Annotated in this window: 1 pseudogene; it reads right to left on the bottom strand. The window is 64.5% G+C overall.

Going from position 1 to position 425, the window contains the following annotated elements:
• Positions 1 to 414, bottom strand: a pseudogene (locus X742_RS0139790) (hypothetical protein); the annotation flags it as partial.
• Between the last annotated feature and the right edge of the window lie 11 nt (positions 415 to 425).

Here is a 425-nt window from a genome sequence, read left to right as displayed (position 1 = left end):
GTCGTTTTGTGCAGAGCCCAGAAGCCCCTCGATGCTGGAGAAGGTGTCGCCTTCGGCATCGCCGCCGTGCGCCACACCGGTCGTCAGGCTGACATTCACGCCAGCCGCCGAGGCCGCATAGCTGGCCGTGTCGGTACCGGCATCACCGATGAGCGCGTCGGCGCCGCCGAGTCCCGCCAAGGTGTTGTTGCCGGTGTTGCCGGTGATCACGTTGGCGAGCGCATTGCCGGTGCCGGCCAGGTTGCCCGTCCCCGTCAGCGTCAGGTTCTCGACACTCCCAATGACGTGCACAGCATCGGAAAGGTTGAAAGCAATCGACGAGCGAACCAGATCAGTGCCGTCACCGCCGGTCTCGTCCACGATGTCTCCGGTGTTGTCGACGACGTAGATGTCATTGCCTGTGCCGCCGACCATGGTGTCGGCAC

The sequence above is a fragment of the Mesorhizobium sp. LNHC229A00 genome (assembly GCF_000502415.1).
GTDB lineage: Bacteria > Pseudomonadota > Alphaproteobacteria > Rhizobiales > Rhizobiaceae > Mesorhizobium.
This window is presented reverse-complemented; position numbering and strand designations above follow the sequence as displayed.